The organism is Bacteroidota bacterium, from assembly GCA_018831055.1.
GTDB lineage: Bacteria > Bacteroidota > Bacteroidia > Bacteroidales > B18-G4 > M55B132.
In genome coordinates this window covers 1-6652 of record JAHJRE010000160.1, presented here as the reverse complement: position 1 = coordinate 6652, position 6652 = coordinate 1, and the positions used below count along the sequence as shown (strand labels likewise).

Annotated in this window: 6 protein-coding genes; 3 read left to right on the top strand and 3 right to left on the bottom strand. The window is 41.4% G+C overall.

Annotation, left to right across the window (positions count from 1 at the left end):
• The 3 genes from KKA81_10440 to KKA81_10430 all read left to right on the top strand — a co-directional run.
• The coding region (locus KKA81_10440; protein ID MBU2651343.1) for a YaiO family outer membrane beta-barrel protein at positions 1-549 on the top strand (549 nt) is incomplete at its 5' end.
• A 95-nt stretch (positions 550-644) separates the two neighbouring features.
• A complete protein-coding gene (locus tag KKA81_10435) occupies positions 645-2618 on the top strand; it encodes a HEAT repeat domain-containing protein (protein MBU2651342.1) in 1974 nt (657 codons plus the stop codon).
• Position 2619: 1 nt separating this feature from the next.
• A complete protein-coding gene (locus tag KKA81_10430) occupies positions 2620-4062 on the top strand; it encodes a glycosyltransferase family 2 protein (GenBank protein ID MBU2651341.1) in 1443 nt (480 codons plus the stop codon).
• Positions 4063-4064: 2 nt separating this feature from the next.
• Here the strand turns inward: KKA81_10430 and KKA81_10425 are convergent, their stop codons facing one another.
• From KKA81_10425 to KKA81_10415, 3 genes are all read right to left on the bottom strand, one after another.
• Entirely contained in the window at positions 4065-5228 is a 1164-nt protein-coding gene (locus KKA81_10425) for a hypothetical protein (GenBank protein ID MBU2651340.1), read from the bottom strand.
• A gap of 19 nt (positions 5229-5247) precedes the next feature.
• Complete coding sequence (locus KKA81_10420) at positions 5248-6300, bottom strand: phosphotransferase (GenBank protein ID MBU2651339.1); 1053 nt, start codon at positions 6298-6300, stop codon at positions 5248-5250.
• The coding region (locus KKA81_10415; protein ID MBU2651338.1) for a nucleotidyltransferase at positions 6297-6652 on the bottom strand (356 nt) is incomplete at its 5' end. The genes KKA81_10415 and KKA81_10420, both read right to left, overlap by 4 nt.

The window sequence follows — 6652 nt, the reverse complement described above, 5'->3', positions numbered from 1 at the left end:
TATCCGAAGTTTTCAAAAAGCAACTATGCTTTTGTAAATTATAGTTATTCGCCGGATTCCTTATTCCCTCAGCACAGGGTTGGTCTGGAATTCTACCAGAAACTGCCCTGGGCAATGGAAGTCTCGCTGGGAGGAAGATATATGCGGTTTGTAGGAACCAACAATAACATAAACGAAGTTTATATCATAACAGGCTCTTTATCAAAATATTACCGGCAATTTTGGTTTTCATTCCGGCCTTATATTTCACCCCAGGATAATGGTGTGGATCAGTCATATAACCTGATGATCCGCAAATATGTCCGTTCGGCCGACAATTATGTTTTCATGGAACTGGCAACGGGAAATAGCCCCGATGATCCGACGCGTTACATTGGAGGATTCGACTATTACACTTTGAATAGTTATCGTGTCAGGGCAGGGTTTCAATGGTTGTTTCTGCCGCGCTGGGTAGGTTATTTCGAAACGGGGTATGCTTATGAGGAATGGAAGGATAAAAATTACCGGAATGCTGTGAGAGCAGGTGTAAAAATTGGATATTATTTTTAATGATATCAGAGAAAAGAGTACATAGGATTTCTAAGGCGGCTTTTTTGCGCTCCCGGTTGTGCCTGGGTATTGTGATTATTATGCTATTTCCACTCATGGGATCAGATATTCCGGATTCGCTGTCGTACAGGGTGCAGATTGCCGCGAGATATGGGGTGCCTTTGTCTCCTGAGGCATTTTCAGAATTGATCCGCAAAGATTTTGAGATCCTTGAAGGTCAGCATATGGGCTGGTATAAATATACTGTAGGTTATTCCTCTACTTTTGATTCCGCGTACGACCTTTCCCGCATCATTGCTGAAAAATACGGAATAGTTGATCCCTTTGTTGCTAAGTATATATATGGTAATCGTCTTCCAATAGCAGATTTATATTATAAAGTCCAGATTGCCGCATCCTACAAATCGCCTGTCAGCATTTGGGGGTTAAAACGAAAGTTCAACCTGAAGCAACCGGTATCGGAAGAATTTTTTGCTCCCTATTATAAATATTTGACAGGATCATTTCTGAATTTTGATGAAGCGGCATCGTATGCGGAAGAACTGCAGAATGTCAATGGTGTTGAAGGGGCTTTTGTTGTTCCGTATTACCGGAATAAGCGTGTAACGGAGCCTGATTCCTTTGCTTTCTTTGTGAACAATGAAGGTTTTTTTAACAGGTTACCCAGGATACAGAATGGGATATCCACCGCACCTATAGAAGAAGCTATAAAAGCCATGAGGGAAGGTTTGTCGGCACCCCGTAAAAGACCGGTTGCCAAAGCGGTTGAAAAAGAACCCGAAAAGCCGGTTGAAGAAGAGGTTGTGGTAGAGGAGCCGGTTAAAGACACGGTTGAAGAAGCTCCTGTGGAAGCCAGGGATACCTCTGTAATAATACCTCCTGAGCGGAAACCAGCCACCGGCGTTCGTCCCGTGATTCAGCGAAAAGATGTTATCAGGGAAGGGATACGCTCATTTATTAATCGTAATTTTTCAGGAAATTTTGTCTTATGGGCCAATAAAATTATTGACCTGAGCTATAAAAGTGTGCTGATACTGGTCTTTGCTATCGTGGTTATTTTCCTGCTGATAAACCTTGTCGTTGTATTCCTTTTTATCATAATCAACAAAATCCGAAGGGAATACTATTCCAGGAAAGTAAAGAGATATCGTGCAGAGTATCAGGAAATGCTTACCGATTATCTGTTCGACGAAGAGAACGAAGAGAATATTTTCAGGAAGCTGAGAGCTGTTAAAGGTAAATTCGGGAAACAAATCCTCATTGAGGAGTTTTTGCGCATGTATTTCAATGTTTCCGGAGATGCAGAGAATAAGCTACACAATTTTTTTTACCGGCTGAATCTGCATAAGGATTCCATGCGACGCCTGGGTAAACACGATTGGGTGGATAAATCCAAAGCAATTCGCGAAATTACCATGATGAATGTTAAAGAGGCTATGCCTTATGTTGAGAAGTATATCAACTCCAGAAATGATACTTTGAGATCAGAAGCTCAAATTGCTATGGTCAGGTTGAATGAAGATGATCCTTTCTCGTTCCTGGAAAAACTGAAGGAAGATTTTACACAATGGGAGCAATTGAATGTGCACGCTATTGTCAGGCTGTATGATATACGAATTCCCGACTTTTCAAGGTGGTTTGGCTCCGGTAATGATACGGTAGTGATTTTTGCAATCAGGATGGCCACCATTTATCAGCAGACCGGAAGTTTTATGGAATTGCTTGACCTGACACGACATAAAAGCGAAAAAGTGCGCAAAGAAGTGATCATAGCTATTGGGAAGATGCAATTACGTGAAGGCATACCGAAGCTGATGTCAATTTATAGTGCAGAAACGTATAATAATCAGCTTCAGATATTAAAAGCACTGCAACAAATTCCCGATGAGTCGGAAATCAGCTTCCTGGTGGAAAAAACCCGGGATGATGATTTTGATATTCAGCTTAATGCACTTAAAGTCCTGAATAATATTGGATATAAAGGGCAGCAGATTATGGAGGATATGGCAAATGACAGAGACATTGCCTTCAGAGAAAAGATTAAACATGTAACTGACAAGAGAATATAGGATGACATTCCTTGAAACCATAAGGATCATTTTCGAGAGATTCATAATTGTTTATGCGATCTGTATAGCCTTGTTCTATATTTTTCTGGCTATAGTATCGGTATTTGTTTTAAGGAGTTATCTGAGAAGGAATAGTTTTGTCAACTATGAGATGATCCTTTCATCTCCCTTTGCGCCATCGATTTCCATTATTGCGCCTGCTTTTAACGAAGAAAGAACCATTATCGATAATATAAGAGCGCTTTTATCCTTGTTCTACCACGATTTCGAGGTGATCATTGTTAATGATGGCAGCACTGACAAGTCACTGGAGCGGGTAATTGAGGCATATGATCTGGAGATGGTTGATTTTGCGGTTAATTACCAGATTCCAACACAGCAGGTCAGGGGCGTATATAAATCCAGGAATAAATCGTTCAGCAACCTTATCGTGGTAGATAAGGAGAATGGTGGTAAAGCGGATGCCTTGAATGCGGGCATCAATATTTCGAATAACGATTATTTTGTATCCATAGATGTTGATTCGATCATTTCTTCTGACGCTCTGTTAAAGCTGGCTAAACCCTTTTTGGAAGAGAAGGAAAAGCGTATTATTGCCACCGGTGGGGTGATTCGTATTGCGAATTCCTGTGTGATCAATGGGGGGCAGTTGGATATGATCCGGTTACCAAAAGAATTCCTGGCAAGGTTCCAGGTCCTTGAGTATACAAGGGCATTTTTGATGGGACGTATGGCCTGGAGCAGAATGAATGGTCTTTTGCTGATTTCCGGTGCTTTGGGGCTATTCGACAAAGAGATTGCTGTGAAATGCGGTGGTTACTATGCTCCCACGGTTGGAGAAGACATGGAACTGGTTGTCAGAATGCGCCGTTTTATGAGCGAGGAGGACAAGAAATACAAGGTTGCCTATGTACCTGATCCTTTGTGCTGGACCGAAGTTCCTACAACTCTCAATGTGTTGGGACGGCAACGAAATCGCTGGATACGCGGTACCATTGATACCCTGCGCATACACCGCAGACTCTTTTTCAATCCCAGATACGGTTTGATGGGTATGCTTTCCTATCCTTACTGGTTCTTTTTTGAATGGCTTGCTCCCCTGGTTGAGATTGTTGGTATATTGTATTTTCTTATAATCGCACTTTTCGGGTCCCCGAGCTGGCCTTTCTTCTTTATTATGCTGGGCTTTGTGTACTTCTATGCAGTGACATATTCCACCTATGCAATCCTTTATGAAGAGCTGACTTTCCATAAGTATGAGCGAAAATGGGATGTTCTGAGATTATTCCTGTATGCCTGGCTTGAACCCTTAATATACCATCCTCTTATTCTTTGGTGGGCCATCCGGGGTAATTTTGATTATTTCATTGCCGGCAAGAAAGGCTGGGGAAGAATGGAACGTAAAGGTTTCGACAACGTACGCAGCAGGAAACGCCGGAAATAAGATCAAGGATTAATCTCCTTTTCATAATCTTTTAATATCCTTGTCATCATAGGATGATAATATTTCCAGAAAAATACCTGACGGTTATAAATATCTTCCAGATCCAGGAATTGCTTGTAATACCAGTTGATCCCAGCCATTTTAACAAGTCGGGACGGTATATTGTTATCACAGAAATCCCCGGCAAAATAAAATGACCGTTGATCATAACGATCCCTGATTGCTGCCGGAAATACATAAGGGAGATTGTGTTTCCTGAGCAATTTCAATCCCTCCTCATTGGGATCAATGCGGTATTTCGAAATGATTTCATTTTTATTCAAATCAGGAACGATAATATCAAACCAGAACGAATATTTTGTTTCATCAGGAAGACCGTATTCTTTGCAGAAATCATTTTCAGTAATTATCATAGGGATATCCCATGTGAGATGAGTACTGTCTTCGAGTATGTTGATCGTGCTGTTTTCATGAACGAATACTATCCCTGACCTCTTAAATGGCCAATTTCCTTCGTTTTGTTCCTGATAAAGCCTGATGACCCATCTTGGCAATTCCGGATTTGTAGCCGAATCCAATGAATGGAAATACCTTCCTGTCCATCCTGTCCAGGTAAAACCCAGCATATCTTCTACGTTCTTTCTCACCCTGTAGTTTGTCGGGTGAGCAATGGCATTGAATTCTGTGATGAGAAGTTTACGTTCGTTGTAGATTTCCCTCATAAGATAAAATTCCTTCTCCGTTAATCCTCCGTAAATAAGTTTGCTGTGTTCGGTAAGATTATCCCGTAGATACCAGTCGTTATAATAAACGCCATATGAATCAGCTACATACATCATATCCAGGGTGTCTGCGATACTGTCGAGTTGGCTGTATGTAAATTCCCTGAAATCCCGGATTTCATAATCAAATCCTTCGCCCGGAAAAAACCCGTAATAATCGTCCTTAATTGAGTACAAAGAACCATTGGGCTTTACATATTTCTTATTGATCAGAATCCAGGTAAATGACCTGTGCTCCGGTCTTTGCTGTTCCGCTGCTGTTTTGTCGATGATAAGCAAATTCAGAGGTTTAGAAGGCTTTATTTGCCAAATAGACCACTGTATCAGCGGAATAAGTATAATTAGGAGTAAGAGCAGGTAGAAAATGATCCTTCTGATATTCATGGCTTTTTAATTAAATTCATTATTCCGCGTAACTGCGGATTTGTTCCAGATTATCCATGATCTGGTTCAGCAGAGTCAATTGCACACGGGCTCTGATAAGGTTATGCTTCTCATACCGGGTGTAATAATACGTATCACCATTCAGGTAATCTGTCAGGAAGCGAATTCCGATTATGTATGTCATCAGTCCTGGCGCTTCCGGCAGCAGGCGGATTTCCTTGGCAGTGAGGAAGGCCTTTGCCTTTGACAGGTATCCCTTTGTGAATGCCCTGCATATCTCCATATTAAACGAAACCTCGTTTATATTGGTTGCATCCTCGATTGCATTATTTGCAAGGGTACGTAGGGCATCTCCATAATCGTAGGCTGCATATCCCGGCATCACTGTGTCAAGGTCAATAAGGCAGATGTGATTTCCTTTATTATCGAACAGGATATTATTCAGTTTGGTGTCGTTGTGGGTTATGCGTATCGGAACGGAAACATCCTTTAACTGAGATTCATATTCATTCAGGAAGGCAGAATGTTTTTTGTATTCCAGGATCAATTCCCGGGATGTATTTAACCTTTTCGCATTATCATTCAGGATGGCTTGATCGAGCTCTTTTTCTCTTCTTTTAAGATCATGAAAGTGTGGAAGGATTACCGTTAGTTCTTCGCTGAATCCTGCAAGCTGGTGCTGAAAACTTCCCACGGCCCTTCCTGCTTCATTGGCTAAGCGAAGATCAGACGTTCTTTCGTACACCCGGCTATCCGGAATATAATTGAACATGCGCCAGTATCCCCCATCATCGTCTTTGTAATGAAAGCTTCCGAAGCGGGTTTGCAGCAGCTCCAACCCCGAATGCATGAATTTTGTGATTTTCGAGATATTGAGGCAAAGTTCCGGTACCTGTTTGAAAATATTATGGTTGATTTTTTGGAGTATATATCCTGAAACACCGGGAGTATTTGTTTTAACCAGGTATGTTTTGTGAATATGCCCGTTTCCGAAAGGGATGGCTGACAATGGGATACCATTAATGGAAAACTGCCGGGCAACTGACAACGCTATTTCACTACTACTGCTCATTTCCAAAGGTTTTCCGGATATATTCCCTTTCCGGTAAGATCAAGAATCATATTTTTCACGTTTTCAACATCTTCTTTGTAAGTAATTCCTGCCCAATGGGCATTGCTTTCAAGCACTTTAACCAAGGCTTCATTGTTTTGCACCAATTCGTTGATGACCGAGGGGATCAGGAATTCCCGGTCGGGATTATTCAGGTTGTCAAGGAAATTCCTGAATTTTAGTGACAGTTGTTCAAACAATTCAGGTAAGAAACACCAGATATTCATAGATACTATGGTTTCCGTGGATAGTGATACGGGATTTCCATCCTGGTTCACACCGGCAATAGTATTTAGTGTTTTACGAATGTCAT

Coding starts and splice junctions, on each gene's coding strand:
- KKA81_10435 (MBU2651342.1), top strand. CDS start 645: ATGGGATCAGATATTCCGGATTCGCTGTCGTACAGGGTGCAGATTGCC.
- KKA81_10430 (MBU2651341.1), top strand. CDS start 2,620: ATGACATTCCTTGAAACCATAAGGATCATTTTCGAGAGATTCATAATT.
- KKA81_10425 (MBU2651340.1), bottom strand. CDS start 5,228: ATGAATATCAGAAGGATCATTTTCTACCTGCTCTTACTCCTAATTATA.
- KKA81_10420 (MBU2651339.1), bottom strand. CDS start 6,300: ATGAGCAGTAGTAGTGAAATAGCGTTGTCAGTTGCCCGGCAGTTTTCC.